Annotated in this window: 17 protein-coding genes and 1 pseudogene; 8 read left to right on the forward strand and 10 right to left on the reverse strand. The window is 63.8% G+C overall.

The window, feature by feature from the left end; all coding sequences use genetic code 11:
* Positions 1 to 87 precede the first annotated feature (87 nt).
* Positions 88 to 552 carry a hypothetical protein gene (locus GTP44_RS08215; protein ID WP_161019053.1) on the forward strand — a complete coding sequence of 155 codons (465 nt, stop codon included), beginning with the start codon at positions 88 to 90 and terminating at the stop codon, positions 550 to 552.
* Here the strand turns inward: GTP44_RS08215 and GTP44_RS08220 are convergent.
* The 3 genes from GTP44_RS08220 to GTP44_RS08230 are packed head-to-tail and all read right to left on the reverse strand — an operon-like array spanning position 515 to position 2587.
* Entirely contained in the window at positions 515 to 1669 is a 1155-nt protein-coding gene (locus GTP44_RS08220) for an acyltransferase family protein (RefSeq protein WP_160989777.1), read from the reverse strand. The genes GTP44_RS08215 and GTP44_RS08220 overlap by 38 nt on opposite strands.
* A 19-nt stretch (positions 1670 to 1688) precedes the next feature.
* Positions 1689 to 1976, reverse strand: coding sequence for a hypothetical protein (locus GTP44_RS08225; RefSeq protein WP_160989776.1), 288 nt, complete (start codon positions 1974 to 1976; stop codon positions 1689 to 1691).
* A gap of 2 nt (positions 1977 to 1978) precedes the next feature.
* Positions 1979 to 2587 carry a glycoside hydrolase domain-containing protein gene (locus GTP44_RS08230; RefSeq protein ID WP_161019054.1) on the reverse strand — a complete coding sequence of 203 codons (609 nt, stop codon included), beginning with the start codon at positions 2585 to 2587 and terminating at the stop codon, positions 1979 to 1981.
* A gap of 172 nt (positions 2588 to 2759) precedes the next feature.
* On the opposite strand from GTP44_RS08230, the gene GTP44_RS08235 reads away from it, so the two are divergent.
* The 5 genes from GTP44_RS08235 to trbK all read left to right on the forward strand — a co-directional run bounded on the left by GTP44_RS08235 (position 2760) and on the right by trbK (position 8027).
* Positions 2760 to 6020, forward strand: a complete 3261-nt coding sequence (locus GTP44_RS08235; protein WP_161019055.1) for an nSTAND1 domain-containing NTPase — start codon at positions 2760 to 2762, stop codon at positions 6018 to 6020.
* A 4-nt stretch (positions 6021 to 6024) separates the two neighbouring features.
* Positions 6025 to 6393, forward strand: a complete 369-nt coding sequence (locus GTP44_RS08240) for a DP-EP family protein (RefSeq protein ID WP_161019056.1) — start codon at positions 6025 to 6027, stop codon at positions 6391 to 6393.
* A 51-nt stretch (positions 6394 to 6444) separates the two neighbouring features.
* The gene (locus GTP44_RS08245) at positions 6445 to 7404 is read left to right on the forward strand and encodes a M14 family metallopeptidase (protein WP_161019057.1); all 960 of its coding nucleotides are present in this window, start codon (positions 6445 to 6447) and stop codon (positions 7402 to 7404) included.
* Between the two features lie 66 nt (positions 7405 to 7470).
* Complete coding sequence (locus GTP44_RS08250) at positions 7471 to 7830, forward strand: DUF1304 domain-containing protein (protein ID WP_160989750.1); 360 nt, start codon at positions 7471 to 7473, stop codon at positions 7828 to 7830.
* A gap of 2 nt (positions 7831 to 7832) precedes the next feature.
* Positions 7833 to 8027 carry an entry exclusion lipoprotein TrbK gene (gene trbK, locus GTP44_RS08255; protein ID WP_161019058.1) on the forward strand — a complete coding sequence of 65 codons (195 nt, stop codon included), beginning with the start codon at positions 7833 to 7835 and terminating at the stop codon, positions 8025 to 8027.
* Between the two features lie 2 nt (positions 8028 to 8029).
* Here trbK and GTP44_RS08260 read toward each other — a convergent pair whose 3' ends face one another.
* Positions 8030 to 9061 carry a hypothetical protein gene (locus tag GTP44_RS08260; RefSeq protein WP_229256834.1) on the reverse strand — a complete coding sequence of 344 codons (1032 nt, stop codon included), beginning with the start codon at positions 9059 to 9061 and terminating at the stop codon, positions 8030 to 8032.
* A 104-nt stretch (positions 9062 to 9165) separates the two neighbouring features.
* Between GTP44_RS08260 and GTP44_RS08265 the strand changes: the two genes are divergently transcribed.
* Both GTP44_RS08265 and GTP44_RS08270 read left to right on the forward strand, forming a co-directional pair.
* Entirely contained in the window at positions 9166 to 9456 is a 291-nt protein-coding gene (locus GTP44_RS08265) for an ArsR/SmtB family transcription factor (protein ID WP_160989748.1), read from the forward strand.
* Positions 9457 to 9467: 11 nt separating this feature from the next.
* Entirely contained in the window at positions 9468 to 10523 is a 1056-nt protein-coding gene (locus GTP44_RS08270) for an alkene reductase (RefSeq protein ID WP_161019059.1), read from the forward strand.
* Between the two features lie 16 nt (positions 10524 to 10539).
* Here GTP44_RS08270 and GTP44_RS08275 read toward each other — a convergent pair whose 3' ends face one another.
* From GTP44_RS08275 to GTP44_RS08300, 6 genes and pseudogenes are all read right to left on the reverse strand, one after another.
* The gene (locus tag GTP44_RS08275) at positions 10540 to 11493 is read right to left on the reverse strand and encodes an MBL fold metallo-hydrolase (RefSeq protein WP_161019060.1); all 954 of its coding nucleotides are present in this window, start codon (positions 11491 to 11493) and stop codon (positions 10540 to 10542) included.
* Positions 11494 to 11578: 85 nt separating this feature from the next.
* Complete coding sequence (locus GTP44_RS08280) at positions 11579 to 12640, reverse strand: acetate kinase (protein ID WP_308494325.1); 1062 nt, start codon at positions 12638 to 12640, stop codon at positions 11579 to 11581.
* Positions 12641 to 12650: 10 nt separating this feature from the next.
* Positions 12651 to 13061 (reverse strand): hypothetical protein, encoded by a 411-nt coding sequence (locus tag GTP44_RS08285; RefSeq protein ID WP_161019061.1) that lies wholly within the window; start codon positions 13059 to 13061, stop codon positions 12651 to 12653.
* 14 nt (positions 13062 to 13075) lie between these two features.
* The gene (locus GTP44_RS08290) at positions 13076 to 13741 is read right to left on the reverse strand and encodes a C39 family peptidase (protein ID WP_161019062.1); all 666 of its coding nucleotides are present in this window, start codon (positions 13739 to 13741) and stop codon (positions 13076 to 13078) included.
* Positions 13738 to 14052, reverse strand: coding sequence for a hypothetical protein (locus GTP44_RS28005; RefSeq protein WP_161019063.1), 315 nt, complete (start codon positions 14050 to 14052; stop codon positions 13738 to 13740). Before GTP44_RS28005 ends, GTP44_RS08290 begins: the two co-directional genes overlap by 4 nt.
* A gap of 47 nt (positions 14053 to 14099) precedes the next feature.
* Positions 14100 to 14331 (reverse strand): annotated as a pseudogene (locus tag GTP44_RS08300) (hypothetical protein); the annotation flags it as partial.

Here is a 14331-nt window from a genome sequence, read left to right on the forward strand (position 1 = left end):
ATCGCCGGATCAATGGAGAGATACGATGGACAGAGACATGAAACAGGGCTTATATCCGGGCCTCGCCCCGCAAGCGGTTGCCCGCCGATGATGCCGATCCTGCTGCAATGGCTGCGCCGCCTGAGCCACCTGCTGGGCTTCGAGACCGCCGACGCCTTCCCGCCCGGCCATCCCTACGAGCGCACGCGCTGGAACGGCGCCTATTTCGATATTGCCTCCGACGTCAAGCCGGAGCAGATCGAAAGCCGCCTGTGCGAGGCCATTGCCAATACGCCGCTGGTGTTCGGCTACATCACCAATCCCACGCCGCGCATGCAGCGCGCACTGCTGGCGGTGCTGGAGGAACGCATGCGCGTCAACCGCGGCCGCGCCAGCGAACTGGCGGAGCTGCTGGTGCAGGCGTACGAAAGTCCGCACATCACCGAGGTGATTCCCGGCCTGCGCGGCGTGGTCGCCTCCACCAGCGGCCACGACATGGGCGACCGCGCGCGCACCGTCATGGCCTTCCTCGGTTCTACGCAGTCGCCGTTTGACGTGATTGAGATGCGCTAACAAAGTTGCTTGGCACATAGCGGTCACGCAGTCGCATGAACGGCGTCTCCACCAGCCGATACAGCAGCCACCCGGCCAGCAAGCTGGCCGCGCCCAGAATCAGCAGCGCCTGCCAGCTCTCGGGGCCCCACCCCTGCTCCCGCAGCGGCGCGCTCAGCAGCACGCACAGCTGCTTGTGCGTCAGGTAGATGGCATACGACCACAGCGCGATGCTGGCCGCGCCCGGCACACGCCAACGCTGCAGCAACGATCCCGGACTCAGCGCCGCCAGCAGCAACAGGCAGAAACTCAGGCCCAGCAGCGGATAGCCGTACACCGTCATCGTGTAGCCGTAATGGTCTTCCAGCAGGTAATGCCAGGTCAGCGCCGTCAGCGCCACGCCGGCGGCCAGGGTCCAGTTGCCATGGGCGGTGATGCGCGACCAGGCGGCGGCGTGATAATTCTTCAGCAGCGCCAGCCCCACGCCGCAGACCAGTTCATCGAAACGGCACCACGAGGCATAATAAATCGTCGTGTAGTACGTGCCGCCGCCCAGTTCGCTCTCGCTGAGGCCGCTCCACAGATGGCTACGCAGGGCCATCCCCGCCAGCAGCGCGCCCGCCAACGCCAGCCAGGCCCAGACCAGCGACTTGCGCAGCATGGCGATCCCCAGCGCCAGCGCCGGCAGCAGGAAATAGAACTGCTCCTCCACGCACAGCGACCAGGCGTGCGAAAACGCCGTGCCCGGCCGGAGATCGATATTCTGGGTGAACGTCAGGAATTTCCACAGCGGCGGCAGCTCGCTGACGCCGCGCATGGCCGGCCACAAGGCATACAGCGCCAGCACGAAGTAAAAATTCGGCAGCGTCCGCAGCAGACGGCGGGCATAAAACCGCGCCAGCGAAAACCGCGCGTCGCCGGCCTGCTGCTTGCGCAGCGCCGACAGGATCTGGTTGCCGATCAAATAGCCGCTGAGCGCGAAGAACAGGTCGACGCCGGCCCAGCCGATCTCGCTGAACCAGCCGAAGGTCGGCCCGTGGCTGACGAAAATCATGTAGTGGTTGGCGAACACCAGCAGGATGGCCAGCGCGCGCAGCGTGTCGAGGCCGGAGTTGCGGCCGATGGGAGCAGTATTCATCGGCGCTATCTTAACCGTATCAGGACGATACGGCCATCGTCAGCACGCTGTTGGAATAGCTCAGTACCGCCGTGCACTCGCCCGGAATGGCCACGTTCTGGCTATGGCAGGAATAATAGTCGGCGACGCCCAGTCGAATGTGGTCGATGGCCGCGCTGACGCCGCTGCTGATGGTGTAGGCCCGCAGCACCAGATCCGGCGCGGTGACGAATTTCAGCGTCACATCTTGCCCGGTGTTGTTCAGAAAAACGGTCTTGGAAGGCTTGACCGTTTTCAGCGACGGGGTTTCAGTGAAGCAGATATTCATCGTCACAGCACCCGGAACAGGCCGGCCGGACGATCCGCGCTGTTGCACAGCAGGCCGACGCTGATGCGCTGGCCGTCATCGACCGGCAACGTCGCCGCCGCCAATTGCTTCAGGTTGTACTCCACGCCGCTTTCGTCCGCCAGCCAGGCGACGGTGGCCAGACCGCGCGCCAGCATCGCGTCGCAGCAGGCGTTGCAGCCGTATACGCCGACCTGGTACTTGCGCTCGGCAGGACCGGCGGCGCTGAAGGCCTGGTTGACGCCCTCGAAATAGCGCAGCGCCGCCTCGCCGTCGACGGCCAGGTCCGGCACCGCGAAGTAAATCGCCGAGCCGGACGGCTGGGCGATCACCGACTGCGCCATCAGGTAGGCGGCGGCGCCGTCGGCGCAACCCTGCGCGCGGCTGAAATAGCTCAGATGCGCGTCGGGCGCCTCCCACACCGCGCCGATCTGGATGCCGGCGTCGGTCAGCGCGCGCGCCTCGGCCAGCGACAGACTCTTGCCGGCCTGATGGGTGTAGTGGCGCATGGCGAAATCAATCCCCTGCTGCTTGATCGCGATCGCATATTGCGTCAGTTCGAATGGGGCTTTCACGCCGGTTAAAACAGTCATGGATTCTCCGTGAGACTTGGTAAAACGATGGTCCTATAAATCATTAACTATTTCCCTATAGATAATGTTAGTATTTCTATGAAACGACTTTAACCAGAACGGGCGGAGATGGCCTTCCGGAAACCTTCCGAAATATAAGCTATTGATTTATAAGAAATAATTTAGGGCAGGAATGAAGCACAAGAGTTTTCGTTTTGGTGAGTGGCGGGTCGATCCGGCCACGAATACGCTCAGTTGCGGGGTATTAAACCGGCAACTAGAGCCGCGCGCCATGGACGTTTTGTTGTACTTGTGCGCGCATCCGCACGTGGTCGTGTCCGCCGAAACCCTGCTCGACGCCTGCTGGGGCGAGGTGTCTCCCAGCGACAACGCCATCCACAAGATCATTACCCAGCTGCGCCGCGCGCTCGATGATTCGGCCACCGAACCACGCTACATCGAAACCATCCGCAAGCGCGGCTACCGCCTGCTGGCCGAGCTCAGCTACGACGACGAGGTCAGCCAGGGCAGCTGGCTGCACGCCTCGCCGTTCCGCGGCCTGGAAGCGTTTGAAGAACAACACGCGGCCATCTTCTTCGGCCGCAAGCTGAGCGTCGACCAGTTGGTGCAGGTGGTGGTCGCGCAAGCCCAGGCCGCCTGTGCGATGGTGCTGGTGCTGGGACCGTCGGGCGCCGGCAAGACCTCGCTGGTGCAGGCCGGCCTGATCCCGGCGCTCAAAGCCGGCGCCGCACCGGCCGACTCCGGCATCGCCATCCGCGCCCACGTGCAGCTCGACTGCGCCGACATGGGCCAGTCCGGGCTGCTGGAAACGCTGGCCAGCGCGCTGCTGGACGCCGAAATCGACGGCAAACTGCTGTTTGAGAACACCAGCGCCGCGGCGCTGGCACAACGCCTGGCGCAGGATCTGCCGGCGCTGATCGAGCAAATCCAGCTGCGCTTGCCGACCATCCGCCTGCTGCTGTTCATCGACCGCTTCGAGGCCGTGTTCCGGCTGCCGCATGTCAGCGATGCCGAGCGCGCGCTGTTCATCGGTGTGCTGGACCAGCTGGCGCGCTCCGGCAGCATGCAGCTGGTGCTGGGCTGCCGCAACGACTTCTACCCGCAGCTGGCATCCTACCCGGCGCTGATGAATCTGAAACTGAGCGGCGGCCACTTCGACCTGACGCCGCCCGCCAGCGCCGACATCGCGCAGATCGTGCGCCACCCGGCACAGGTGGCGCAACTGCGCTACACCGTCGACGGCCAGGGCGAAGGCCTGGACGAAGTGCTGTGCCAGGCCGCCCGTTCCGGCCCGGACAGCCTGCCGCTGTTGCAATACTGCCTGCAGGAGCTTTACCGCCAGCGCACGCCCGATGGCGAACTGACGCATGGAGCCTTCCACGCCATGGGCGGCCTGGAAGGCGCCATCGGCGCCCGTGCCGAGCAAGTGATTTGCGCGCTGGGCGCGGCACAGATCGCCGCCCTGCCGCATGTGCTGTCGCAGCTGGTGCTGGTGGCGGAAGACGAAACCACCGTCAGCTCGCGCCGCGTGCCGTGGTCCGCACTGCGCAACGACGCCGAGAACAAGCTGGTGCAAGCGCTGGTGGACGCCCGCCTGTTCGTCAGCGACCTGCAAGGTGGCGCGCCGACCTTCGGCATCGCCCATGAAGCCCTGTTGCGCCGCTGGCCGCGCGTGGTTGAATGGATCGAAGAACACCGCCAGGCGCTGCAGATCCGCAGCCGCATCAGCGCACAGGCCAAGCGCTGGCAGGAAAGCGGCCGCAAGCGAGACATGCTGCTGCCATCCGGCACCCAGACCAACCAGGCGCGCGAGATCCTGCAACACGGCATACTGAGCATCTCGCCGCAGGATCAGGACTTCATCCAGAACTCACTGCTCAGTGAGCGCCGTGCCGAGCGCATGCGCATGGGCGTCATGATTGTCGTCACCTGCCTGGCCGTGCTGGCCGGCGCCCTTGGCCTGACCGCCCGTTCGGCGCAAACCCAGGCGGAAGCGCATCGCACCGAGGCAGAGGGCTTGATGGCCTATATGCTGGGGGAATTTGTCGACAAGTTACGTCCGCTCGGCAAGCTGGACTTGCTGGATAGCGTGAGCAATCGCGCACTACAATATCTCTCCGACCCAGCGCGTGGCGGCACCAGCGATAGTGCGCTGGCGCAGCGCGCCAAATCGTTGCAGGTGCTGTCCGAAGTGAAGATCGCGCGCGCCGACCCGGTGGGCGCGAAAACCGCCTTGCTGGCGGGACGAGACATTCTGCGTATGCAACTCAAAGCTAGGCCGACCGATCTGACGCTGCTCAAAACGTCCGGCGAGAATGCTTTCTGGCTTGGCCAAATACATCTGGACCAGAAAGAATGGGATAAGTCACAGGCATATTTCGAAGAGTACCGCGACTATGCGGACCGTCAGGCGGCGATGGCGCCGGACGATGTCAGCAGCTGGATAGAACAGTCGTATGCGCACAACAACCTCGGCAGCCTGGCACTGCGGCGCGGCGATGCAGCGCGAGCGGCGCAGGAATTTGCGCTTTCGGTGGCGCTGAAGACCCGCGCCCACGCCGCCACCCCAAAGGATAAGGTACTCGCGGGCGATCTGGCCGATAGTCTGTCGTGGCAGGCCAGCGCCCAGATGGCGCTTGGCGAGCTGGTCGCGGCCGAGGCACTGCACGGCCAGGAATTGGCCTTGCTACAGGATCTGCGCGACGCCTATCCGGAAGACATCTTGTGGGCTAACCGGATGGGCCTGGCGCTGTCGATGCGATCCCAACTGCGATTGGCACGTGGCGACAGCAAAACCAGCCAGGACGATCTCGAACAGGCGCTGGCGTTGCTGAAAGCGACCGTCAATATCGATCCCAGCAATCGTAATTCGCAAAGAAATTTCCACTTGATACAGCTTCGCCTGATCGAAGCCGGCGCCGGCGAGCAACAACCGGAGTCTGTGCTCAAACGCCTGTATGAACTGGAACAGCGCTTTACCGATCTGAGCAAGCTGGAGCCCAAGAAATGGATCTTGCAGGTGATGCTCGCGAATGTACAGCAACGCATCGCCATCACTCATCTCCAACAAAATGACTTCAGCAAGGCCAAAAACCGTCTTACACCCGCGATAGCCAAACTGGAGACGCTGTACGCGACAACGCCCTCCGATCAAGGCATCCGCAATGCCCTGGTCAATGCGCAGTTGCTGCACGCGGAGCTGAATCAGCACCTGGATACAGACGCCTCGGTGCGCGCATGCAAGACGGTTCAGACCATGCTGCAGCCATTGGTCAAGAACACTGCTGATTTTCATGTCCTGGTGCCATGGGTGAAAGCCCATCTCTGCCTTAATCAAGCCGAGTTGGCAACACAGGAACGAAAGAAACTGGAAGCAATGTCTTATCGCGATCCAGCCTATACCTTGTATCTTTCCAACCACCAAAGGAAGTAAACTGATGAGCAAACTGAATGCCGCCACCCAATTCATCAACATTCTCGTGAAGGTCAAGCCGGGTACAACGCCGGGTACCTACGAGGTGCAAACCGCGCCTGCGGTGCCTTGCGTCACCGAGCCGGACACGGTGCTGAACTATCAGATCTACGACAGCGGCGATAAAAACGTCGTGTTTGCCGGTGTCACCGTCGTCCCCGAAGCCCCCCGTCAGTTTAGCCCGGCCAGCATCAGCGTCAGCGGCAAGCAACTGACCTTCAGCGACGCCAACACTGTCAAAATGACCTTGAACATTACCCTGCAATTCAAGGATGAGGACGGTTTGGCGTTCAGCCATGATCCGCAAGTTGTCAACGAGCCTGGCCAACAATAAGCCTGTAAGCTACGGCCTTGTCGCGCATATATGTCTGAGGTCGTAGCATTCATGAACGCATCACGTCACCACCATCTCAAACTCATCCAGCTGAGCGGTGAGCATGCCGGGCCCGCATTGATCATCACCGGCGCCATCCATGGCAACGAACGCTGTGGCGCTCAAGCCATTCAACAAATCGCGCGTGCGCTGGATAGCGGCGCCCTGCTGATTCGCCGTGGCATTCTGACGTTGATCCCCATAGCCAATCCACTGGCCTACGTCAAGGGAGAGCGCAACGGCGAGCGGAATTTAAACCGCCATCTTTTCCCGACCGCAGAACCGCAGGATTTTGAGGATCGTGTGGCAAACTGGCTGTGCCCGCTGTTGGCGCAGCATGATGTGCTGTTGGATCTGCATTCGTTCAGCGGCACCGGCGAGCCGTTCGTGATGGTCGGGCCACGCAATAATGACGGGCCGCTTGAGCCGTTCCAGCATGAGGCGCAGGAGCGCGCGCTGGCGCGGCGGCTTGGCGTACGGCGGTTTGTCGATGGCTGGCTGCGCACCTATGGCGCCGGCGTGCAGCGGCGCCTGCATGGCAGTGCCGCATTGCAGACGGTGCTGCGTTACGGCATGGGCACCACCGAATACATGCGCTCAGTGGGCGGCTACGCGCTGACGCTGGAGTGCGGTCAGCACGACGATCCGCAGGCGCCCGAGGTGGCGTACCGCGCCATCCTGAACACGCTGGCCGTCCTCGGAATGATCGATGCGCCCACGCCGGAGCCGGTCAGCCCCGAACAGATGGAGGCGCTGAGCATGGTCGCCGTCTACGACAAGCAACACGCCGACGACCAGTTCAGTCGCGCCTGGGCCAGCTTCGATCCGGTCAGGCAAGGCGAGGAAATCGGCCGCCGCGTGGATGGCACGCCGGTGCTGGCCGAGTTCGCCGGCCGCATCCTGTTTCCCGATGCCGCCGCCGGTGCCCACAGCGAGTGGTACTACCTCACCCGCGTCAACCCATCGTTTTAATGCTAGCCGCAGCCACCCCGCTCAGGTCATAATGTTCAATTAACATAACTATTATCAGGAGCCCTCATGCATTTAGCAGCCCAGATCGCCGCCGCCCTGGTGGCGCTGATTCACGTCTACATCGTTCTGCTGGAAACCGTGCTGTTCAATTCACGCGGCCGCCGCGTCTTCGGTCTGAGCAAGGAGAAGGCGGAAATCATGCAGGCGGCGATGTCCAACCAGGGTTGTTACAACGGCTTTCTGGTCGCCGCGCTGGTGGTCGGCTTTGTGCATCCGGACCCGGCCACGGCGTCGGCCTTCACCGTATTCGGCCTGGCCTGCGTGGCGGTGGCCGGCGTCTGGGGCGCCGCGACCGTGAAGCGCTCGATCCTGCTGATCCAGACGCTGCCGGCCGTGATCGGTCTGGCCCTGCACTTCGCGGCGTGAGCATGCCTCGCAAGCTCAACTGGCTGCTGATGGGCTGCGCGGCGGCGCTGGCCGTCACCGCCTACCAGCAACTGGGCGGGAAGCCGCAGCCGCACGTCGCCAACGACGCCGGCTGCACGCCGGAAGCGATCAAGCGCATCAACAACATCACCGAGCGGGCGATTCAGTCGTCGCGGTGCGCGCAGCGCCGCCAGTAAGACTATTTGCGCAAGGTCGGCAGCGAGATGGTGACGGTGGGTGCCACCGTCGTTTCGGCCACCGGCTTGGCGCCCGTGCCGCGCAGCGCCAGCAGCCAGCCGACGCCGTCGAACCAGAATGGCGAACCGAGCGACGCCGCGAAGGCGGTCGCCACCCAGCCGATCAGCGCGAACGTCAGCGCCACCACAAAAGCCCACACGCCATCGACGCCGTTAAAGCGCGATGACGGCCAGCCGATCGGCAGCTTTTGCAGTTCCTGCGCTTGCACTTTCGCCACCTTGGTCTGGATCAGCGCGGTGGCGACCGTATCCACCGGCAGCCCCGACACCTGCACCAGTTGCGCCTTGTCCACTATGCCGTCGCGCAGCCCGGCGTCCTTCCACAGGCGCGAGGCCAGTTGCAGCGCGTCGATATTCATCGCCGCCGCGTAAAACAGACCGACCAAAAACAGCACGAATTGCGAGCGCCGCTTGTACCAGCCGCTGATGCGTTCCATCACCGTGTCGTACCAGATGCGCACCGCGTTCTCCAGCGCCGCCGCGTCGTCCGGCCCCTCGCCCATGATGGCCAGCAGCGTGCGCGTCAAGCCTTCATTGCCGACCTGGTTCAACAACATGGCCGCCGTCTGCCCCTTGCCGTAGCGCGTGGTCAGCGTGGAAACGAAGGCCCGCGCGAAAATCGCCGAGGGAATATACGACGGCATGCGGCCGCGCTGCGCCATGCCGCTGATCAGCGGATGCCGCATCACCTCGGCCGTCAGCGCGGCCGAGCCCAGATGCGCCAGCTTGAAGCCACCGTCCAGGCGCAACAGCCGCTGCAACGACGGCAGCATGCCGCGCAGCCGCGACTTGCCGGTCGGCTCGTGCAACATGGTCAGCACGCCATCCAGCAACACCTTGGCCCGCGTCTGAAACAGCGAGGCGATCGCTTCGCGCGTGGCGGCGCACAGCAGGCTGACCGCCAGAAAAGTGTAAGACAGCCCGATCAGCACATCCAGATAAGCACTCGACATATGGCAGAGATAGAATTTCAACAATGTTCCATAACATAAAGGATTTTCCGCCCGCCAGCACGTTTTTTATTTATATCGTAGAATTACGATATTGAAATCGGAAAAATACGATACATATACCGACCATGGACATCGACACTATCCACAAAGCCCTCGCCAACCCGATGCGGCGCCAGATTCTGGCGTGGCTGAAGGAGCCGAACGTGTACTTCGCGGAGCAGCAGCATCCGCTGAGCCTGGGAGTGTGCGCGGGCATGATCGACCGCCGCGCCGGCCTGTCGCAATCGACCATGTCGGCCCACCTGGCCGTGCTGGTCAAGGCCGGGCTGGTCACGTCGCAAAAGGTCGGCCAGTGGAATTATTTCAAACGCGATGAAGCGGTCATTCAGGCCTTCATCGACCAAATGCAACTATAGGGAGCCTTACCATGCCTACTCTGTTCGATCCGATCACCCTCGGCGATATCACCCTGAAAAACCGCGTCGTCATGGCGCCGCTGACCCGCGCCCGCGCCGTCGGCGGTGGCCGCGTGCCGAACGCGCTGATGGCCAGGTACTACGAGCAACGCGCCACCGCCGGCCTGATCCTGAGCGAAGCGACCGCCGTCACGCCGCAGGGCGTCGGCTATGCCGACACGCCGGGCCTGTGGTCCGATGAGCAGGTCGCGGGCTGGCAGCAGGTCACCGCCGCCGTGCACGCCAAGGGCGGCGTGATTTTCGCGCAACTGTGGCATGTGGGCCGCATCTCCGACCCGAGCTTTCTGAACGGCGAGGCGCCGGTCTCGGCCAGCGCCATCGCCGCCGACGGCCACGTCAGCCTGCTGCGTCCGCAACGTCCGTATCCGGTGCCGCGCGCGCTGGACACCGCCGAGCTGGCAGGCGTGGTGGCCGCCTACAAGAAAGCCGCCGAGAACGCCAAGAAGGCCGGCTTCGACGGCGTGCAGATCCACGGCGCCAACGGCTATCTGCTGGACCAGTTCCTGCAAAGCAAAACCAACCAGCGCACCGACCAGTACGGCGGCCCGGTCGAGAACCGCGCGCGTCTGCTGCTGGAAGTGACCGATGCCGCGATCGAGGTGTGGGGTGCGGGCCGTGTTGGCATGCATCTGGCGCCGCGCCGCGATTCGCACGACATGGGCGACGCCAACCCGGCCGAAACCTTCGGTTACGTGGCGCGCGAGCTGGGCAAGCGCAAGATCGCCTTTATCGCCGCGCGCGAAGCGGTAGGCGAGGACAGCCTGGCGCCGTTGATCAAGCAGGCATTCGGCGGCGTGTTCATCGCCAATGAGAAGCTGGACAAGGTGGTGGCGCAAAGCCTGCTCGACAGCGGCAAGGCCGACGCCGTGGCCTTCGGCAAAGACTACATCGCCAATCCGGACCTGGTGGCGCGCCTGCAAGCCGATGCGCCGCTGAATCCGTGGAAGGCGGAAACCTTCTACGGCCCGGGCGAGGAAGGCTATACCGACTACCCTGCCCTGGCATAACATCCGCCCCGCGGCATTAACGCGGTTGCGTGTACGTCACCGGCACGAACACGTAACCGCCCTTGCCGTTGGACCGCACATGGCCCAGCGCCGGGAACGACAGGTGCGGCGCGCCGATCAGGTAGCCTTCCTTGGCCGCCGCGGCGAACGCTTCCTTGCGTTCCTTGATCGCGACCGTGCTGTCGCTATCAAACGAGATGCCCACGCCCGGATCGTCAAACTGCACCGCCTGCACGTGCAGCAAATCCCCCAGCAATACCAGTTTCTGTCCCTTGCTCTCAACTACATAGGTGATGTGGCCCGGCGTGTGACCGCCGTTGAAGTAGGACTTGATGCCCGGCACCAGCTCGGTATTGGCCACGATCGGCTGGAACTTGCCGGCCTTGACGTAAGGATTGATCGACACCATCGGCCCCTGGAAATTATCCTTGGCCTCCGGCGACGCCTTGTCCAGATTGGTCTGGCTCAGATAGTAGTCCGCATCCAGCTTGCCGGCGCGGACGATGGCGTTGGGGAACACGCGCTGTTCGTTGGACGCCAGCCCGCCCACGTGATCGCCATGCAAATGGCTGATATAGATTTCGTCCACCTGCTCCGGCCTGTAGCCGGACGCCTTCAGATTGCCCACCAACTGGCCCAGCGTCGGGCCGAACAGGCTGGCCGCGCCGGTATCGATCAGCACCAGCTTGCTGCCGGTGTTGATCAGGAAGCCGTTGACCGAGGTTTGCAACGGGCTTTTCTGGAACGACTTGGCCAGCGCGGCATTGGTCTTGGCCGGCGGCTGCTTGAGCAACTTGTCGACCGGCAGGTCCAGCGTGCCGTCGTTCAGCACGGTAACCTCAAAATCGCCCAGCGTGGTGCGATAAAACCCCGGCGCCTGGAAACGGGCCATCGGCGCGCCGGCCTGCGCGGCGGCGGTGACCAACAGGACGGCGGCGACCGCCAACGGTTTCAGGATACGTGTGGACATGGCTCCCCTTTGTGTTGAGAAATTATCAGGAGCACTACAATACCGCAAATACAAGAAACATGCGTTGCCGACGCCGCGTCGCGCCTCACCACGCCATCGGCAAACGCAACGACAGCTGCACGTCCGGCGTGTCGCGCGTGAGGCCGGCGCCGACCGCGATATTGACGGTGCGCTTGTGGTTGACGCGATAGGAGAAGCCCATCAACAGCGTCCCCAACTGCGTGCGCACCGAGCCTGCCACCGGCACGCCATTCTGCCGGGTGCGGGCGATGGAGTTGTGGTCGTAGCCGAAGCTGATCAAAGCCCGCTCGTTCAATGCCAAGCCGACGCCGAAGTTAAACCCGATCACACCGCCCGGCTTGATGTCGCCCAGCGGCTCCAGCTCACCACCCTGCACGCGGCGGCTGACGCCGCCGCGCGAAAAATTGTGCAGGTAGCTGACGGTGCCGAACAGGATGGCCGGATCGCTGGAATACAGCCACGTCAGACTGGGCTGCAGCGCATAGAAGCCGGAGCCGGTCGGCAGGTTCAGCGGCAGCCCGGTGCCGGTGGCGTTCGGACCGACGCAACGCTGGTTGCAATCGGTGATGACCTCGAACGGATCGTTGCCGGTGCGGGACTTGAAGCGCAATCCGGCCACATAGTACGGCCGGTCGGCGGCGCCGTCGTTGAGCTGATAGCGCACGGCCAGCTCGGCGTCGCCGATGTGCCGCCCGCTGGTGTCGAACACGCGGTCCACGCCGGTGCCGGTGAAAATCTCGCGACTGACGGTGGCGTCGGAGCGGTACACATACGGCACCTTCAATTCTACTTCAACGCGGTTGGTCAGGCCGTAACGGCCGGTGATGGCGGCGGTGGTGGTATTGCGCTTGACCTCGCGCACATCCACCAACCCGATCAGCAGCGCCGGAATGATCGTATAGCCGACCAGCACCACGCGGTTGCTGGACGAATAGCCGAACTGCAGCGACGGTTCCAGCACAAACTTGCCGCGCGGCGTCAGCACGCCCGGCTGTTCAAACAGCGGCGCCACCGCCGGCGGCCTGCCGTCCTGCGGTGGCGCCGCGCCTACCGGTTGCTCCGGCGCGGCCAGCGCCGTCCCCGCGGCCAGCAGCGCCGCCGCCAGCCAGTACGTTTTGTCGTGCATGCCATCCCCCTTATTTGCCGACCGCGCCACTGAGTGCGTCGCGCAGGCTGCGTTCAAAGTTAATCGCCTTCAGCAGCGCCAGATTGGCGACCGTGATGTTGATCGTGGTCTGGCTGCGGATGGCCTGATCGTTGAGACTGTTCTGCACCAGCACGGCAGCCATGGCGTCGCTCGCCATCTGTGCTTGCGCAGCGCTCAACTGTGTCATATCGGGGATGGAAAAATGGGTGTTGGCTACAACAGTGCCATTGATCGAAACCAAACGTTCGACACCTAATGAGACCAGCATGCCGCCGCCCAGCGCGAAGCCGGCCCGCGCCTGCTGCAGTTGCCGGTCGTCGACGGCGGTCCAGCCGTCGGTGGGATCGGCCTGTGCCGCCGTCGCCCAGGCCAGCAGCACGCTCCATAACATCTTGCGCATGGCCGCGCCTCCTTTCAGAAGTTGCCGCTGCCGTTCTTGGGTAAGGTGATGTCGGTCAGGCTGGAACGGTTGACCGCCTCGCCTAGCGGCGCGCGCGGCGCGTTGTTCCAGTCCGCCGCTTGATTGAAACGCGGCTTGCCCTGCCAGTCGTGGATGACGAACAGCAGCCGGTCCGGCCACGCCGCCTCGAACCCGGCGCGGCGCATGGCGCGCGTGCCGCCGGCCGGATCGCCGATCAGCACCCGCTCCGCGTCGATGCCCTTGATGACGACAAAGTGCAGATAGCCGTTTTCCACGATGCGCACGATGGCGGGAAACGCCGCCTGCGCCAGCTTGTCCAGCGGCTGCTGGAAGCCATCGGCCTGGAAGCCCTGCTGCGCCAGATAGCGTTTCATGTCCAGCAGCGAGAAGCCTTCGCGCCGTATCCTGGGCTGGTCACCCTGGGCGTACATGGCGTTGAACACCTGTTGTTCCGACACCGGCCGGTCATAGTGATAACTGAGCAGCGTCGCCACCGCCGCCGAGCCGCAACTGAAATCGAATTGCTGCCGCACGGTGGCCAGGAAGCGCGCCTCCTTCAGGCTGGTGACACGCACCGCGTAGCTGCCGCCGCCGTTCAGCGACGGCAGGTCGGCCGCTTGCGCGCCTACGGCCAGCATCATCAGCGCGAGGATCTTCATTGGATCTGGATGTTGATGATGGTGGCGTTCTGGATCAGCACATTGGCGCCGGAATTCTGTATCGCCACCGGCAGGCCGGAGGCGTTGCTGAACGCCCCGCTGCTGATGGTGTTGGCGCCGCTGACCACATTGGAGGTATTGTTGTCCCTGACCGCGCCGTCCAGCCGCATCTGGTTGCTGACCGTGTCGGCGCCGGCGTGCAGCCGCGCCAGCGTGGCGTCGCTGACCGGCGGGCCGTCGAAAGCCGTGGCGGCGCTGGCGCCGCCGCACGCAAGCAGCAGCGCGGCGGCGTAAGAAATTGATGTATGCATGCCTGTCTCCTCGTTGAAAGCGGAGCGCGAACGCTCCGCCGTGCCGCTTAGCGTCCCACCGCCAGGTTGGACTGCACGTTGACGCTTTGCTGGATCAGCGCCGCGATGCCGCTGTTCTGCGCGGCGATCATGATGCCGGCCGCCGACTGGCCGACACTGGACATGGCGTTGGAGGCGTTGAAGGTGCCGGCATCGACCATCGCCGCACCACCCGCCCCGCCCGCACCGGCGCCGCCCATGCCGCCGCCGGCCGTGCCGGCGGTGGTGGCGCCCGACGCG

The sequence above is a fragment of the Duganella lactea genome (assembly GCF_009857505.1).
Taxonomy (GTDB): domain Bacteria; phylum Pseudomonadota; class Gammaproteobacteria; order Burkholderiales; family Burkholderiaceae_D; genus Rugamonas; species Rugamonas lactea.